The 15486-nt window shown below is 65.2% G+C and carries 15 protein-coding genes; 7 read left to right on the forward strand and 8 right to left on the reverse strand.

All coding sequences use genetic code 11. From position 1 onward, the window contains the following. Positions 1 to 34: 34 nt before the first annotated feature. Positions 35 to 1465 (reverse strand): Fe-S cluster assembly protein SufB, encoded by a 1431-nt coding sequence (gene sufB / locus HK353_RS03480; protein ID WP_039207512.1) that lies wholly within the window; start codon positions 1463 to 1465, stop codon positions 35 to 37. Then, positions 1462 to 2181, reverse strand: coding sequence for a helix-turn-helix transcriptional regulator (locus HK353_RS03485; RefSeq protein ID WP_139467280.1), 720 nt, complete (start codon positions 2179 to 2181; stop codon positions 1462 to 1464). Before HK353_RS03485 ends, sufB begins: the two co-directional genes overlap by 4 nt. Before the next feature lie 137 nt (positions 2182 to 2318). On the opposite strand from HK353_RS03485, the gene HK353_RS03490 reads away from it, so the two are divergent. From HK353_RS03490 to HK353_RS03505, 4 genes are read left to right on the forward strand one after another with little or no spacing between them, the layout of a single operon-like run. After that, on the forward strand, positions 2319 to 3236 hold the full coding sequence (locus HK353_RS03490; protein ID WP_173152363.1) for an ATP-binding cassette domain-containing protein: 918 nt from the start codon (positions 2319 to 2321) through the stop codon (positions 3234 to 3236). Next, complete coding sequence (locus tag HK353_RS03495) at positions 3233 to 3964, forward strand: ABC transporter permease (protein ID WP_173152365.1); 732 nt, start codon at positions 3233 to 3235, stop codon at positions 3962 to 3964. The genes HK353_RS03490 and HK353_RS03495 overlap by 4 nt, the downstream gene beginning before the upstream one ends. A gap of 8 nt (positions 3965 to 3972) precedes the next feature. After that, on the forward strand, positions 3973 to 4875 hold the full coding sequence (locus HK353_RS03500) for a COX15/CtaA family protein (protein WP_342589801.1): 903 nt from the start codon (positions 3973 to 3975) through the stop codon (positions 4873 to 4875). A gap of 16 nt (positions 4876 to 4891) precedes the next feature. Then, a complete protein-coding gene (locus HK353_RS03505) occupies positions 4892 to 5302 on the forward strand; it encodes a VOC family protein (protein WP_342589802.1) in 411 nt (136 codons plus the stop codon). Between the two features lie 130 nt (positions 5303 to 5432). Here HK353_RS03505 and HK353_RS03510 read toward each other — a convergent pair whose 3' ends face one another. Both HK353_RS03510 and HK353_RS03515 read right to left on the reverse strand, forming a co-directional pair. Beyond that, positions 5433 to 6419 carry a heme o synthase gene (locus HK353_RS03510; protein ID WP_173152375.1) on the reverse strand — a complete coding sequence of 329 codons (987 nt, stop codon included), beginning with the start codon at positions 6417 to 6419 and terminating at the stop codon, positions 5433 to 5435. A 10-nt stretch (positions 6420 to 6429) separates the two neighbouring features. Beyond that, positions 6430 to 6987 (reverse strand): hypothetical protein, encoded by a 558-nt coding sequence (locus tag HK353_RS03515; protein ID WP_173152378.1) that lies wholly within the window; start codon positions 6985 to 6987, stop codon positions 6430 to 6432. A 226-nt stretch (positions 6988 to 7213) separates the two neighbouring features. On the opposite strand from HK353_RS03515, the gene tkt reads away from it, so the two are divergent. Genes tkt through HK353_RS03530 form a run of 3 tightly spaced genes read left to right on the forward strand, consistent with a single transcriptional unit; the run spans position 7214 to position 12023 of the window. Then, positions 7214 to 9295, forward strand: a complete 2082-nt coding sequence (gene tkt / locus HK353_RS03520; protein ID WP_173152381.1) for a transketolase — start codon at positions 7214 to 7216, stop codon at positions 9293 to 9295. Continuing rightward, a complete protein-coding gene (gene tal, locus HK353_RS03525; protein WP_173152384.1) occupies positions 9292 to 10395 on the forward strand; it encodes a transaldolase in 1104 nt (367 codons plus the stop codon). Before tkt ends, tal begins: the two co-directional genes overlap by 4 nt. After that, positions 10392 to 12023 (forward strand): glucose-6-phosphate isomerase, encoded by a 1632-nt coding sequence (locus tag HK353_RS03530; RefSeq protein WP_173152387.1) that lies wholly within the window; start codon positions 10392 to 10394, stop codon positions 12021 to 12023. Before tal ends, HK353_RS03530 begins: the two co-directional genes overlap by 4 nt. 146 nt (positions 12024 to 12169) lie before the next feature. Here the strand turns inward: HK353_RS03530 and secG are convergent, their stop codons facing one another. The 4 genes from secG to gap are packed head-to-tail and all read right to left on the reverse strand — an operon-like array spanning position 12170 to position 15486. Beyond that, entirely contained in the window at positions 12170 to 12415 is a 246-nt protein-coding gene (secG, locus tag HK353_RS03535) for a preprotein translocase subunit SecG (RefSeq protein WP_101544300.1), read from the reverse strand. Positions 12416 to 12470: 55 nt separating this feature from the next. After that, positions 12471 to 13256: a triose-phosphate isomerase gene (gene tpiA / locus HK353_RS03540; protein ID WP_173152390.1), complete on the reverse strand. Its 786-nt coding sequence runs from the start codon at positions 13254 to 13256 to the stop codon at positions 12471 to 12473. A gap of 14 nt (positions 13257 to 13270) precedes the next feature. Then, positions 13271 to 14488, reverse strand: a complete 1218-nt coding sequence (locus HK353_RS03545; protein WP_173152393.1) for a phosphoglycerate kinase — start codon at positions 14486 to 14488, stop codon at positions 13271 to 13273. Next, positions 14485 to 15486: a type I glyceraldehyde-3-phosphate dehydrogenase gene (gene gap, locus HK353_RS03550; RefSeq protein ID WP_173152408.1), complete on the reverse strand. Its 1002-nt coding sequence runs from the start codon at positions 15484 to 15486 to the stop codon at positions 14485 to 14487. The genes HK353_RS03545 and gap overlap by 4 nt, the downstream gene beginning before the upstream one ends.

The raw sequence follows: 15486 nt of genomic DNA on the forward strand, positions 1-15486 counted from the left end.
ACTCCTTTGAGTGCAGTGGGCGCCGGGACGGGTCTCAGCCGACCGCGCCTTCCATCTGCAGTTCGATGAGGCGGTTGAGTTCGAGGGCGTACTCCATCGGGAGTTCGCGTGCGATGGGCTCGACGAAGCCGCGCACGATCATCGCCATCGCCTCGGTCTCCTCCATGCCGCGGGACATGAGGTAGAAGAGCTGATCCTCACTGACCTTCGACACGGTGGCCTCATGGCCGAGTGTGACGTCGTCTTCGCGGATGTCGATGTAGGGGTACGTGTCCGAACGGGAGACATTGTCGACGAGCAGGGCGTCGCAGAGGACGTTGTTCGACGAGCCTTCGGCACCCGGGTGGACGTGGACGAGTCCGCGGTAGCCGGCGCGGCCGCCGCCGCGGGCCACGGACTTCGACACGATCGACGAATGGGTGTGCGGAGCGGCGTGGACCATTTTCGCACCGGTGTCCTGGTGCTGTCCCTCGCCGGCGAAGGCCACGGACAGCGTCTCGCCGCGGGCGTGCTCACCGGTCAGCCAGATGGCCGGGTACTTCATGGTCACCTTCGAGCCGATATTGCCGTCGACCCATTCCATGGAGGCGCCCTCTTCAGCGATGGCGCGCTTGGTGACGAGGTTGTACACGTTGTTCGACCAGTTCTGGATCGTCGTGTAGCGGACCTTCGCATCCTTCTTCGCGATGATCTCGACGACGGCCGAGTGCAGGGAGTCGGTCTTGTAGATCGGAGCGGTGCAGCCCTCGACGTAGTGGACCGAGGAACCCTCGTCGGCGATGATGAGCGTGCGCTCGAACTGGCCCATGTTCTCCGTGTTGATGCGGAAGTAGGCCTGCAGCGGGATCTCGACGTGGACGCCCTTGGGGACGTAGACGAAGGAACCGCCGGACCAGACAGCGGTGTTCAGAGCGGCGAACTTGTTGTCACCGGAGGGAATGATCGACCCGAAGTACTCTTCGAAGATCTCCGGGTGCTCGCGCAGGCCGGTGTCGGTGTCCATGAAGATGACACCCTGAGCCTCGAGCTCCTCGTTGATCTGGTGGTAGACGACCTCGGACTCGTACTGAGCGGCGACACCGGCGACGAGACGCTGCTTCTCGGCCTCGGGGATGCCGAGCTTGTCATAGGTGTTGCGGATGTCCTCGGGCAGGTCCTCCCATGACGTCGCCTGTCCCTCGGTGGAGCGGACGAAGTACTTGATGTCCGCGAAGTCGATTCCGGTGAGATCGGCGCCCCAGTTCGGCATCGGCTTCTTGTCGAACAGACGCAGGGCCTTGAGTCGACGCTTGAGCATCCACTCCGGTTCGTCCTTGAGCTTCGAGATGTTGCGGACGACTTCCTCGCTGAGGCCGCGGGTCGCGGTCGCGCCGGCGTCGTTCTCGTCGTGCCAACCGTATGCGTACTGCCCGAGGTCTTTGAGCTCGGGATTCGCATCGATGATCCGATTTCCTGTGTCAGTCATCGTGAACCTCCTTGAGGTCGATCATTGCTGTGGATGAGTGGTCTGGTCAGTTCCGAAGTCGGAATGTGGGTGGTGCACACATGGTCGCCCTGCGCCAGCGACGACAGCCGCCGCACGTCGACACCGAGGTAGTCGGAGAACATCGCGAGCTCTGCTTCGCAGATCTCCGGGTACTCCGCCGCCACGGCCTGGATCGGGCAGTGCCCCTGGCACAGCTGCATCGCCTCCAACGGGGTTCCGGCCGCGACCGGGGTCGCCGAGGCGGCGTACCCTTCCCGTGTGAGTGCGGCGGCGAGTGCACGTGAGCGAGACGCCACTGTGGTGCCGCCGCGCTTCTCGAGTTCCGGTCCGAGTCGCTCCCGCAGTCGGCTCACGAGGTCTTCTGTGAATCCCTCCACTGCCGATCTGCCGTGCTTGTCCTCCATGAAGCGCAGGATGTTCACGGCCAACTCGTCGTAGGAATGACTGACCGAATCGTGTCCGGCCGTCGTGACCACATAGTGCCGGGCCGGTCGGCCCCTGCCTGCCTGTTTGCCGGCGAGTTCACGGACCTCGAGAAGGCCCTCACTCTCCAGCGCGTCCAGGTGACGACGGATCGCCGCGGGAGTCAGCTCGAGGGCTTTGGCCAAAGACGAAGCAGTGATCGGACCTTCGTCGAGCACCGACTGGAAGACCTTCTGCCGGGTTCGGCGATCTTCCGTGTCGTTTGCAGCCATAATCCACCTCCTTGACTAACACAACAATATTGTTGCGTAATTTGTTTCGTAAAACTAGGTGAGCCTAACCATCGCCCGCGTCGCGTGCGGACACCTGCGGTTTCGACACCTGTTTCGACGCGTCGTAGAATAACCTGGTGTCCTCTCCGGCCCTGACCATTCGCGGTCTCCAGTACTCCTACGGCACCCACCGTGTCGTCGACGGAATCGACCTCACGGCCGAGTCCGGATCCGTCCTCGGCGTGCTCGGACCCAACGGCGCAGGAAAATCCACGACCATCTCCCTGGCCGTGGGCACCCGCCGTCCCGAATCGGGTACGGTCGAGATCTTCGGGCACGACCCCGTGACCGAACACGCGACGACGTCGCAGCTGGCCGGGGTCATGCTCCAGGACGGCGGACTGCCGATGAGCTCGAAGCCCCTGCAGGTGCTGCGGCACCTCTCCACCCTCTATGAGAATCCCGTACCGGTCGACGAACTCGCCGAACCCCTCGGTCTCCACGACTTCGCCGGACGCACGATGCGCAGGCTCTCCGGGGGACAGAAGCAGCGAGTCGCACTGGCCGCGGCCCTCATCGGACGTCCGCGCCTCGTCTTCCTGGACGAACCCTGCGCCGGTCTCGACCCGCAGGCTCGCGAGGTCGTCCACAGCTTCATCCGCGATCTCGCCGACCGCGGAGTCGCCGTCGTCCTCACCACCCACGACCTCGCCGAGGCCGAGGAGCTCTCCGACGAGGTCGTCGTCATCGATCGCGGACGGATCATCGCTCAGGGAGCGCCAGAGGAGCTGCGCAGCGCCTCCGCCGGGTCACGGTCGATGACGATACGCGTCGACTCCCCCGTCCCCGCCGCCCTCGTCGATCGGCTCACCGAGCTCGGTCCCGCCTCGGCGCAGGGTTCGATGATCTCTCTCGACGGAGCACCGACTGCGAGCCAGATCGCGGCTGCGTGCACTGCCGTCGCCGAGGCAGGCCTGCAGATCACGGACATCGGCATGCAGAGGCAGTCCCTGTCCGACGTCTTCTTCGAACTGACCGGGAGGCCGCTGCGATGACATCGACCCGCATCGTCTCGCAGGCGAAGTTCGAGACTCTGTCCGTTCTGCGCAACGGCGAACAGCTGCTGCTCTCAATCATCTTCCCGCTGGGTCTGCTCGTCTTCCTCGCGAAGACTCCCCTGCTCACCGGGCTCGGGGTCATCGAGGCCGGCGCCGATCCACTGTCGATCGCCGTCCCCGGCGCGCTGAGCCTGAGCCTGGCCTCCAGCGCCTTCACCGGGCAGGCGATCGCAACCGCCTTCGACCGCCGCTACGGGGTGCTGCGGCAGCTCGCGACGACTCCGCTGGGGACGAACGGGCTCATCCTCGGCAAACTCGGCGCCGTCATCGTCGTCGTTCTCATCCAGTACGCGCTCGTCTTCGCCGCGGCGGCGATTCTCGGCTTCCGAGGCCCCGTCGACATCCTCGGACTGATCCTGGCCTCGCTGTTCGGCACCGCAGCGCTGCTCTCGCTCGGACTGCTCATGGCCGGCACACTCCGCGCCGAGGCGACTCTGGCGGCGACGAACCTCATCTGGGTGCTCATGGCAGGCGTCGGTGGCCTCGTCATCGCACGTCCGGGAGAATGGGGAACGGTTGTGGGCTACCTGCCCTCCGGTGCGCTCGGCGACGCCATGCGGTCGGCCATCGGACACGGCGGCACAGACATCAAGGCAATCATCGTGCTCCTGGTATGGGGGCTTGTGGGAACGCTTGCGGCACGCAGGTGGTTCCGTTTCGAATGAGGAGTGAAGTGGTCACGAAGAAGATCCGCATCGCCGCTTGGGCCATGCTCATCGCCCAGGCAGGTATCATCCTGACCGGGGGAATCGTCCGGCTCACCGGCTCTGGGCTCGGCTGTTCGGATTGGCCGAAGTGCACCCCGGATTCGCTCGTGGCCACCAGCGAGATGGGCATCCACGGCGCCATCGAGTTCGGCAACCGCCTGCTGGCTGTGGCGCTGGCGATCCTCGGCGTGTGCATTGCGCTCATGCTGTGGAGGCACCGGAAGCAGCGCCCGGATCTCTTCTGGCTCAATATCGGCCTGCTGGCCATCGTGCCCGTCCAGGCCGTCGTCGGCGGAATCACCGTGTGGACGAAGCTCAACCCCTGGGTCGTCGCCGGACACTTCGTGCCCTCGGCCGTCGCTGTCGGGGTCGCCGCCTATTTCGTCCGCCGCACCTATGACACGGGAGTGCGACTGAGGACGAAGGCCCCGGCTCCGCTGCCGACTCTGGGCTGGATCATCCTCGGTCTCACCGCGATCATCGTCGTCTTCGGCGTGCTCACGACGGGGGCCGGGCCCCATTCGGGTTCGACGATCTCGACCCGCAACAACCTCGACAACATCTGGGTCACCCGGCTGCATGCCGCGCCGGTGTGGCTGCTCGTCATCTCCACGATCTCCGCGCTCGTCGTCGCCCGGAAGAAGGCGCAGACGGCGATGGTCGCCCCGCTGACCGTGCTTCTCGTCGTCGAGGTCGCCCAGGGAATCATCGGCTACGTCCAGTACTTCCTCGGTGTTCCCGAACTGCTCGTGGCCCTACACATGGTCGGCCTGTCGGCTACGATTGCGGCAAGCGTTGCCGTCCTCGACAGCGCATATCCGAGGAGCACCGATGTCCATACCGATCGTTCCGTGTCTGTGGTTTCCTGACTGCGCCGAGGAGGCCATGGAGTTCTACTGCTCCGTCTTCCCCGATTCGCGAGTCCTGTCCATCGAACGCTATCCCGACGAATCCCTCGACGAACACTTCAAGGGGATGAGCGGGAAGGTCCTGACCGGCCGGTTCGTCCTCGACGGCACAGAGTTCATCTGCCTCGACGGCGGACCGGTGTTCACATTCAACGAGGCGATCTCGCTGACCGTCGAATGCGCGGACCAGGCCGAGATCGACCGCTATTGGTCGAATCTGTCGGCTTCACCCGAGCACGAACAGTGCGGTTGGCTCAAGGACCGCTTCGGAGTCAGCTGGCAGATCGTTCCCGCGAATCTCGGCGAGCTGATGACCGGTCCGGCACAGACTCGGGCGCTCATGAGAATGAAGAAGATCGTCATCGACGACCTCGTCAACGCCGCCTGAGAATTTGCGTTCCCACCCGAAGCGCAAGGCACAGACGCACAACGGCCCAGTTTGAGTTGGATAGCACTGTTTCAAATCTGTGCTATCCAACTCAAACTGGGCCGAATGGATCAGCGGGTTCTTCGGCGAGTCACCAGATACCGGGGAACAGGGTGGGCACGAACGGGTCGATGGCCACCGCCAGGAAGAGCAGCGACAGGTAGGTGATCGAACCGTGGAAGACCTTCATCGCCTTGAGCGAGGTGCCGTCCTTACCCTGCTTGGCACGGGAGACCAGCGAGTAGCACGACGACAGGAACCAGACTCCGGCGCCGACGGCCACGATCGTGTAGACAGGACCCATCGGAGCGACGGGAATCAGCGCGAGTGAGCAGGCGATCATCGCCCAGGTGTAGAGGATCATCTGACGGCCGACGGATGTCGGCGGAACCTTCGACGGCAGCATGGGCACGTCGGCGGCGTCGTAGTCGGCCTTGTACTTGATCGCCAGCGGCCAGTAGTGCGGCGGGGTCCAGAAGAAGACGACGAGGAAGAGCAGCACGGGCTCCCACGCGATTCCTCCGGTCACGGCCGACCAGCCGATGAGCACAGGCATGCAGCCTGCAGCGCCGCCCCAGACGATGTTCTGTGAGGTGCGGCGCTTGAGGACGAGGGTGTAGAAGACTGCGTAGAGCAGAATCGCCGAGGCGGTGAGTCCCGCCGTGACCCAGTTCGTGAATCCGCCGAGCCAGAAGATCGAACCGATGCCGAGCACGAAAGCGAAGATGAGTGCAGAACGGGGGCTGATCTCACCGGTGACGAGGGGACGGCCCTTCGTCCGTTCCATCTTCGCATCGATGTCACGGTCGACGTAGCAGTTGAAGACCGAGGCCGATGCCGCAGCGGCGGCTCCGCCGATGAGGGTGTTGATGACCAGCCAGATGTTCGGCAGTCCCTGAGCGGCCAGGAACATCACGGGCGCGGTCGTGACGAGGAGCAGCTCGATGACCCGCGGCTTGGTCAGCGCGATATAGGCGCTGATGATCGAACGCGGTCGGGTAGCGAGACTCTGCTCGTCGATGGCCCTCTGCAGAGGTCGTTCACTCTGCTCTTCCCGGTTCTGACGAAGTTTGCTCACGCCCTAGATTCTACCTGTTGTCGAAGTTTTTGCCAGTCGCACGCAGGCGAGTCGAGTCACTGACGATGCGGACGAGGAACGCCACCGCCGCACACACCGGAGCAAGCACGACGACCTGCGCGATGAGCACTGAGATGAAGCTCAGCGAAGCGGACTGCGGATCCGTGCGGAGGAGATTCGCATCGACGCACAGTCCGATGATTCCGGCGATGACGGAATAGACGAGCGCGGTCGTCCACACCAGCCCGCCGCGCCGCGCCTTGAGCATCACGGCCAGCGTTGCCGCGAAGGGGGTGAGCAGAAGGAGTGTGCCCAACGTCCACAGGCCGAGCTCCCCGATGTCGACGTTGCCGCGCAGCGGCTGGGCGATCGCCGACGACACGGCGACGGTCGCCACGGCGAAGATCACCGGGCACGCCGTGCCGATCCGGGAGATCAGCCGACGCAGCCCCCTCGTCTGTTCGGCCACCTCGGCGAGGTCGGGGCGCCTGCCCGTCAGCCGATCGGATCGCTGGTCTCCGCAGTCTGCGACGGCGGCATCGATCACGGGATCAGCACCTTTGCTCACCCTGTCACCTCTCTCAGTCAGTACCAGTCGCTCTTCAGTCTCTTCGGCGCACCGCAGTTGTTGAATGTCGAATCACAGCTGTGCGCGAGACCACACTTTACCCGTCGGTAGCCTAAATGTCTCGCTCCCCGTCGGCACGGCAGACGAACAGGGGCGGCGCTTCAGGCATCCGACGGGTAGAGTTTGACTGCACGCTCTTCAGACGAACGAAGGATCGCTCGACGACATGACAACTCTGTCCTGGACTGAACTCGATAATCGCGCAGTCGACACCGCCCGCCTCCTCGCCGCGGATGCGGTGCAGAAGACAGGGAACGGGCACCCGGGCACCGCAATGAGCCTGGCTCCCATTGCCCACTACCTGTACCAGCACGGACTCACTCACGACCCGGCCGACCCGACTTGGGTCGGCCGAGATCGTTTCGTCCTCTCCTGCGGTCACAGTTCGCTCACCCAGTACGTCCAGCTCTACCTGGCAGGGTTCGGGCTCGAGCTCGACGACCTCAAGGCGCTGCGCACATGGGGTTCGCTCACCCCGGGGCACCCGGAAGTCGGCCACACCGCCGGCGTCGAGATCACCACGGGGCCCCTGGGCTCCGGGCTGGCCTCGGCCGTGGGCATGGCCATGGCCGCTCGCCGCGAACGCGGACTCTTCGACCCCGAGGCGGCTCCCGGCGCCTCACCGTTCGACCACAACATCGTCGTGCTCGCCTCCGACGGCGACCTCGAAGAGGGAGTGTCCGGTGAGGCGTCATCGCTGGCCGGGACACAGGAGCTGTCGAACCTGCTGGTGATCTGGGACGACAACAAGATCTCCATCGAAGACGACACCGCGATCGCCTTCGGGGAGGACACGGCCGCCCGGTACGCCGCCTACGGCTGGCACGTCCAGCACGTCGACTTCACCGCCGGTGGTGACTACCACGAGGACATCGAAGCCTTCCACGCCGCCGTCGAGGCCGCTCGCGCGGATTCCCGCCCCTCGTTCATCCGCCTGTCCACGATCATCGCCTGGCCCGCCCCGAACGCGCAGAACACCGGCGGGTCCCACGGTGCGGCCCTCGGCGAGGACGAGATCCGTGCGACCAAGGAGGTCCTCGGCTTCGACCCGGAGTCGACCTTCGCCGTCGACGACGAGGTTCTCGCACACACTCGTCAGGCCCTGGACCGCGGTCGTGCCGCCCATCTCGAATGGGACAAGTCCTTCGCCGAATGGCGCACCGCCAACCCGGACAACGCCGCCCTCTTCGACCGTCTGTCCACGCGCGAACTGCCCGCCGGGCTCGATGCGGCCGTCCCGGTCTTCGAAGCCAGCGAGAAGGGCATCGCCACTCGCGCGGCCTCCGGTCAGGTGCTCAATGCGATCGCCGAGACCATGCCCGAACTCTGGGGCGGTTCCGCCGACCTCGCGGGCTCGAACAACACGCTGATCAAGGGTGAGCCGAGCTTCCTGCCCGCTCACCGCTCCACGGGTGCATTCTCCGGCCATGAGTACGGACGCAATATCCACTTCGGCGTCCGCGAGTTCTCCGCCGGACTCATCGGCAACGGCATCGCCCTGCACGGCGGAACCCGCCCGTACAACGGCACGTTCCTCGTCTTCAGCGACTACCAGCGTCCGGCCGTACGCCTGGCAGCCCTCCAGCAGCTGCCGAACCTGTTCGTGTGGACACACGATTCGATCGGCCTCGGCGAAGACGGACCGACCCACCAGCCGATCGAGCACCTCTCCGCGCTGCGGGCGATCCCCGGCCTCGACCTCGTCCGACCGGCCGATGCGAACGAGACCGCGGTCGCGTGGCGGAAGATCCTCGAACGCACCGACGGTCCCAGCGGACTCGTGCTCACCCGACAGGCCGTGCCGGTCCTCGACCGTGAGAAGTACGCTCCCGCCTCCGAGGCCGCACGCGGCGGCTATGTGCTCACCGATACCGGTGACCAGCCCGAGGTGGCCATCATCGCCAGCGGTTCCGAGGTCGCCATCGCCGTCGAGGCCGCCGAGGCGCTGCAGGCATCGGGCACAGCCGCTCGCGTCATCTCCATGCCGTGCCAGGAATGGTTCGACGCTCAGCCGGAGGACTACCGGGCCACCGTGCTGCCGCGTTCACTCAAGGCACGGGTGAGCATCGAAGCCGCCTCGGCGATGAGCTGGCACAAGTACCTCGGCGATGCCGGTCGTGCCGTGTCCATCGAACACTTCGGCGCATCCGCGGACTACCAGACCCTGTACGAGAAGTTCGGCATCACGGCCTCGGCCGTCGTCGACGCAGCCAAGGAATCCATCAACGCAGCAAAGGCAGAAGCATGAGTGAACGTCTCCAGCAGCTCAGCGCGGCAGGAGTCTCGATCTGGCTCGACGACCTCTCCCGCACCCGACTCGAATCCGGGGATCTCGCCCGCCTCATCGAGCAATCCTCCGTCACGGGTGTGACGACGAATCCGACGATCTTCGCGAACGCGATCTCCAGTTCCGACGACTACGACTCTGCGGTCGCCGAACTCGGTGCCTCCGGTGCCGATGTCGATGAGGCCATCGAGGCGCTGACCACAGCGGATGTCGCCGAGGCGGCCCGCCTGTTCCGTCCGGTCTTCGAGTCCACGGACGGTGAGGACGGTCGCGTTTCGATCGAGGTCGCTCCCCCGCTGGCCCATGATACGCAAGCGACCGTCGCCTCGGCGAAGGCCCTGTGGGAACGCGTCAGCGAACCGAATGCGATGATCAAGATCCCCGCCACCGAGGAGGGACTCCGCGCGATCTCCGAAACGATCGCGGCCGGAATCAGCGTCAACGTCACGCTCGTGTTCTCCCTGACCCGCTACCGTCACGTCGTCGAAGCCTTCCTCCAGGGACTGGAGAAGGCCCGCGCCGCCGGTCATGACCTCTCGACGATCCGGTCGGTGGCCTCGGTGTTCGTCTCCCGGGTGGACTCGGAGATCGATTCCCGACTCGACTCCATCGACGACCCGAAGGCCGCCGAACTCAAGGGCAAGGCGGGCATCGCGAACTGCGTGCTCGCCCATGAGATCCATTCGCAGCTGTTCACCTCCGAACGCTTCCGAGTCCTCGAACTCGCCGGGGCCCGTCCGCAGCGTCTGCTGTGGGCTTCGACCGGAGTGAAGAATCCCGACTATGCCGACACGATGTACGTGACCGGGCTCGTCGCACCGAACACCGTGAACACGATGCCCGAACCCACCCTGGAGGCGTTCGCCGACCACGGTGAGGTCACCGGCCAGATCACCTCCGAGCACTACCGTGCCGCCGACGAGGTCTTCGACGCTCTGGCACGACTGGGCATCGACTACGCCGAGGTCATGACTGTCCTCGAAGAGCAGGGGCTGGAGAAGTTCGACATCAGTTGGACCGAACTCCAGGAAACGATCCGTACGGCTCTGGACCGCTCATGAAGCTCTCACTCTCTGTTCCCGTAGATGAGGAGTTCGAGGCAGAGGCCGCGCGTCTCATCGACGCCGGCCTGGCTTCCCGGCTGAGCGCCAAGGATGCGGACCTGTTCGACGGGGCCGCCGACGCCGCGGACCGGATGGGCTGGGTGGATCTTCCGCAGAACGCCGCAGATCTGCTCGATGAGATCGAATCCCTGCGGGTGCGTCTGCAGGAGCAGGGTCTGCGCACGATCAGCTTGGCCGGAATGGGCGGATCATCGCTCGCTCCCGAGGTGATGGCTCAGACGGCCGGTGTCCGACTCGAGATCATCGACTCGACGGATCCCAATCAGGTCGCCGAGGCGATCGGCACCGATCTCGACCACACGGTCCTCATCGTCGCGTCGAAGTCCGGAACCACGGTGGAGACGGATTCGATCCGCCGCAGCTTCGCCGCGGCCTTCGAGTCGATCGGTGTCGATCCGGCGTCCAGGATGATCGCGATCACCGATCCGGGAACCGAACTCGAGGCGCTGGCCGCCGATCAGGGCTTCCTTGCGACCTTCCTCGTCGACCCCACGGTCGGCGGACGCTTCAGCGCTCTCTCGGCCTTCGGACTCGTCCCCGCGGGTCTGGCCGGTGCCGATGTGCGCGGAATCGTCGCCGAGGCCGCCGCTGCCGACGCCGACCTGTCTGCCGACCGTCCGGACAATCCTGCGCTGCGGTTCGGCGCTTGGCTGAGCATCGCTCACGCCCGGACGACGGAGAAGCTCGTCCTCGCCGAGACCGCTGAGCAGCTGAACGGGCTCGGGGCCTGGGTCGAGCAGCTCGTCGCCGAATCCCTCGGCAAGGACGGTCAGGGCATCCTTCCCGTCGTCGTCGACTCCCCCGCCGACATCGGGTTCTCCGATGCACGTGCAGACGCGCTCCTGTGCCTGCTCGGGCCGGCAGCCGATGATTCAGGGCTGGGTGCGCCGTCCGGATTCGAAGCGACGATCACGGGTGGATTGGGCGAGCTGCTCCTGTTCTGGGAATACGCCACGGCGATTGCCGGATACAGCATCGGGGTCAATCCCTTCGACCAGCCTGATGTGGAGGCGGCGAAGGCACAGGCCAGGCATCTGCTCGACGGACCGGACTCCGGTTCGACGGAGCAGCCGCGGTTCCGTGAGGGTGACATCGACGTTCTCGAGGTCGTCGATGAGGCCACGGATCTCATCGGAGCCCTTGAGGAGCTGTTCTCGCAGGTCGACGAGTACGGTTATGTCGGCATTCAGGCCTACCTCGATCGGATCGCCGATGCCGAGGCTGCGGATCTGCGTCCGCTCGTGTCCACACATGCCGGAGTGCAGACGACCTTCGGCTTCGGCCCCCGCTACCTGCATTCGACCGGTCAGTACCACAAGGGCGGTCATCCCAACGGAGTGTTCCTCCAGATCACCGGTGAGGCTCGCACGGACCTGCTGGTGCCGGGACGCGGCTTCGGCTTCGCTCAGCTGCAGCGCGCCCAGGCCGCCGGCGATGCGGCGGTCCTGAGCGAAAAGGGCCGGCCCGTGCTGCGTCTGCATCTGCTTGATCGTGCTCGTGGGCTCCAACAGCTGCGGGAGGCGATCGGGTCGATCAGCCCGCGCCACCACTTCGGCCACGACTGATCTGCCTGAAACGGCACTGATCCGCCGGAACGACGGACAGAGCACGAACAGAGAAGGACCCCGACCGATTCGGTCGGGGTCCTTCTCATTCGACCGGGACCTGGCCTCGGTGTCTCACGGTCTCGGCATCAGCGGGCCACGATGGCTCAGGAGTTGAACCGGGTGAGGACGCCCAGCAGGATGATGCAGGCCGCCCAGATGATCGCCATGAGCGTCGTGAACCGGTTGAGGTTGCGCTCCGCGACGCCCGAGGATCCCAGCGACGAGGACATTCCGCCGCCGAACATGTCGGACATGCCACCGCCCTTGCCCTTGTGCATGAGGATCAGCAGGGTGAGGAAGATGCTCGTGAGCACGAGCAGCGCGATGAGAATGATGTTGAGGATTTCCACGTCGGATTCAACCTATGTTTCGTCGAGTGTGTCGTCGAATGATGCGTCTGTCAGTCTACTTCGCGACCGCGGCCTTGCACAAAGCGGCGAAGTCCGGACCGCTGAGGCTCGCACCTCCGACCAATGCGCCGTCGACGTCCGCGGAGGCGACGATCTCGGCGACATTGTCGGCCTTGACCGACCCGCCGTAGAGAATGCGGGTGGTCTGGGCAAGAGCATCGCCGTACTTCTCACCGATGCGTGCGCGGATCGCCGACGCCATCTCGGCGGCATCGGCGGCCGTGGCTGTCTCTCCGGTGCCGATCGCCCAGACGGGTTCGTAGGCGATGACGAGTCCGGAGAGGTCGCCTGCGTCGAAACCGGCCAGCGACTCCTCAAGCTGACCGAGGGTGAACTCGACGTGGCTCTTCTCCTGCCGCTGCTCCAGCGACTCCCCCACGCAGAGGATCGGAGTGAGTTCAGCCGAAAGTGCGGCCTTGATCTTCGCGGCCGCGACCTCGTTGGTCTCATGGTGGTCGGCACGGCGTTCGCTGTGGCCGATGACCACGTAGCTGCAGCCGAGGCGGGAGAGGAACGATGCGGCGATCTCTCCGGTATGCGCTCCGGGAGCGTGCTGGGAGACGTCCTGGGCACCGTACTTCAGCCACAGCTTGTCGCCCTGGACGAGTGTCTGCACCGAACGGATGTCGGTGAACGGCGGAATGACGACGACTTCGCAGTCGCTGTCGTCGAGTTTGGCGTCCTCGAGTGCCCAGGCGAGCTTCTGGACAGTGGAGATCGCCTCCAGATGATCGTGGTTCATCTTCCAGTTGCCTGCCAGCAGCAGGGTGCGGTCGCTCATGGTGTCTGTCTTCCTCATTTGAGTGCGTCGAGTCCGGGCAGGGTCTTGCCTTCGAGATACTCGAGGCTGGCACCTCCGCCGGTGGAGATATGGCTGAAGGCGTCATCGGCGAAGCCGAGGCTGCGCACGGCGGCCGCGGAATCGCCGCCGCCGACCACGGTCAGTCTCTGCCCCCTGCTGCTGCCTTCGCCGGCCAGAGCTTGGGCTACGGCTTTGGTGCCGGAGGCGAAGGCCGGGAACTCGAAGACGCCCATCGGCCCGTTCCAGAACACAGTGGTCGAGCCCGCGATGATCTCGGCGTAGGCGCGAGCCGATTCGGGGCCGATGTCGAGGCCGAGGCCGTCGCCTCCGGCCGGAGTGTCTTCGAGTTCGGCGACGGGCCGGACCCAGTGCTCGGCGTCGGCGGCGAAGGAGGCGGCCATGACGATGTCCGTGGGCAGGACGATGCGTGCACCACCGGACCGGGAGCTTTCGAGGTAGCCCTTGACGTCGGCGATGCGGTCCTTCTCGACCAGGCTCGACCCGATGTCGTGGCCGAGTGCGGCGAGAAAGGTGAAGACCATTCCCCCGCCGATGAGCAGATTGTCGGCACGGTCGATGAGGTTGTCGATGACGCCGAGTTTGTCCGAGACCTTGGATCCGCCGAGGATGACGGTGAACGGTGGTTCGGGGTTGTTGAGCAGCCTGTCGCTGACCTCGACTTCGGCGCGCACGAGTGAGCCGGCATAGTGCGGGAGGAGGCCGGCGATGTCGTAGACCGAAGCCTGTTTGCGGTGGACGACGCCGAATCCGTCGGAGACGAAATCGTCGGCCAGCGCTGCCAGCTGGGTGGCGAATTCCTGGCGCTCGGCATCGTCCTTCGCCGTCTCGCCGGGGTTGAAGCGCAGGTTCTCCAGCAGCAGCACGTCGCCGTCGGACAGGGCTGCGGCCTTCGTCTGCGCATCGTCACCGACGGTGTCGGCGGCGAAGGCGACCGGACGGCCGATGGCTTCGGCGAGTTCGGGGACGATCGGGGCCAGTGAGAACTGCGGATCCGGTTCTCCCTTCGGCCGACCCAGATGTGACATCACGATGACCTTGGCTCCCGCCTCGGCGAGGGACCTGATGGTTCCGGCCGAAGCCAGGATGCGACCGCGGTCGGTGATCGTGCCCTCGTCCATCGGCACGTTGAGATCGCTGCGGACGAGCACCGTGTGTCCGGCGAAGATGCCCGCATCGTCGAATGTCCTCATGAGTCCCTTTCGCTGAGAATGTAGCTGACCATGTCTTTGAGTCGGTTCGTGTATCCCCACTCGTTGTCGTACCAGGCCACGACCTTGATCTGGTCGCCCAGCACCATCGTGAGCTTGGAATCGACGATCGCCGAGGCGGAGGTGCCGACGATGTCGCTGGAGACGAGTTCGTCGGTGGAGAAGTCGAGGTAGGGCGATCCATCTGCGGCGGAGGCGAGGATCGCGTTGACCTCGTCGCGGTCGGCGCTCGTGGAGGTGGTGAAGGTGAAGTCGATGATCGATCCGGCGGGCACGGGCACACGCACGGCGAGTCCGTCGAGCTTGCCTTCGAGGTGGGGCATGACGCGGCCGACGGTGCGTGCGGCTCCGGTCGTGGTCGGCACGATGTTGACGGCGGCGGCTCGGGCGCGACGCAGGTCCCTGTGGGGTCCGTCGACGAGCATCTGGTCGCCTGTGTAGGCGTGAACGGTGTTGAGCAGACCGGATTCGACGCCGAGGGCATCGTCGAGCGCCTTGACCACAGTGGCCATGCAGTTCGTCGTGCACGAAGCGTTCGAGACGACGGAATGTGCGGACGGGTCGAAGGTGTCTTCGTTCACCCCCATGACGAGCGTCGCGTCGACGTCCTTTCCGGGTGCGGAGAGCACGACGGTCTGCACGGTGCCGCCGAGGTGGGCCTCGGCCTGATCCTGCCGGGTGAAGCGTCCGGTGGATTCGACGACGAGTTCGACCTTGTGCGAACTCCAATCGATGGCGGACGGGTCGGCTTGGCCGGTCACCGCGATCTCTCGTCCGTCGACGATGATCGCCTCGTCGGCGGCGTCGACTTCATGGTCGAAGCGAGGCCACACGGAGTCGTGGGAGAGCAGATGAGCCAGGGTCGTCGTATCGGTGAGATCGTTGATGGCCACGACCTCGAAATCAGCATCGGGTTCGAGGGACAGACGGAACAGGGCACGACCGATGCGGCCGAAGCCATTGATGGCGATTCGTCTCAT

The sequence above is a fragment of the Brevibacterium permense genome, assembly GCF_013280495.1.
Classification (GTDB): Bacteria; Actinomycetota; Actinomycetes; order Actinomycetales; family Brevibacteriaceae; genus Brevibacterium; species Brevibacterium permense.